This window comes from Allorhizocola rhizosphaerae (assembly GCF_003426775.1).
Classification (GTDB): domain Bacteria; phylum Actinomycetota; class Actinomycetes; order Mycobacteriales; family Micromonosporaceae; genus Allorhizocola; species Allorhizocola rhizosphaerae.
In genome coordinates this window covers 1-1,064 of the sequence record NZ_QJUG01000490.1, presented here as the reverse complement: position 1 = coordinate 1,064, position 1,064 = coordinate 1, and the positions used below count along the sequence as shown (strand labels likewise).

Below are 1,064 nucleotides of genomic sequence, written 5' to 3'. Positions count from 1 at the left end.
GGCCGCGTTCACCGTGCTGCCCCCGCCCGCGCGCGACGGGCGGGCGGCCCACCTGGCGCGCCTATCGGCGATCCAGGACAGCGCCCGCTTCACGCTGGTGCTCACCGATGCCGACGGCGACGACCTGGCCGGGATCGCACCCGTCCGGCCGCTGTCCACTGTGGACCTCCAAGCGCGCGTCGCCGAACCGCACGACATCGTGTGGCCGCGGCCGGACGACCTGGCCGTGCTGCAGTACACCAGCGGGTCGACGAGCACCCCGCGCGGGGTGCCCGTGACCCACGCCAACCTCGCCGCCAATCTGGACGCGATGGAGGCGGTGGTCGGCGCCGACGCGCTCGACCCGGCGACCGCCCGCTGGATGAGCTGGCTTCCGCTGTACCACGACATGGGTCTGATCGGATTCCTGAGCCTGCCCATGACCCGGGGCTGCCCACTGGTCCTGCAGACACCCGTGTCCTTCGCGCTGCGCCCGGCGACCTGGCTGGAGCGGCTCTCGCGCCATCGCGCCACCTGCACGGGCGGGCCCAACTTCGCCTACGCCATGCTGGCCCAGCTGCTTGAGGCGGGAGCGGACGCCGACCTGAGCTCGGTGCGCCTCATGTTCTCCGGCGGGGAGCCGATCGACGCCGCGATGATGGCCCGCTTCACGGCGGCCGGGGCCCGGCACGGGCTGGACCCGCGTGCCGTCGTGGCGGCCTACGGCCTGGCCGAGTCGACCCTCGCGGTGAGCTTCTCGCCCATCGGGGAAGGCATTCGCGCCGACCGGGATGGCCGCGTGCGGGTCGGGCGGGCCGTGCCCGGTACCCAGCTGCGCATCACCGATGGTCAGGTGGAAGTGCGCGGCCCTTCCGTCGTCAGCGGTTATTGGGGTGAACCGGCGCGGTCATCGGAGTGGTTGCGCACCGGCGACCTCGGCTATCTGATCGACGGCGAGCTGGTGATCTGCGGGCGCGCCAAGGACGTGCTGTTCGCCGCCGGGCGCAACGTGTACCCGCAGGATGTCGAGGCGGCCGCGGCGCGCGTGCCCGGCGTGCGGCCCGGCGGGGCGGCGGCGTTCGGCC

Annotated in this window: 1 protein-coding gene; it reads left to right on the top strand. The window is 73.9% G+C overall.

Annotation, left to right across the window (positions count from 1 at the left end):
• On the top strand, nt 1-1,064 hold a 1,064-nt coding region (locus DM816_RS42005; protein ID WP_162908445.1), incomplete at both ends, for an AMP-binding protein.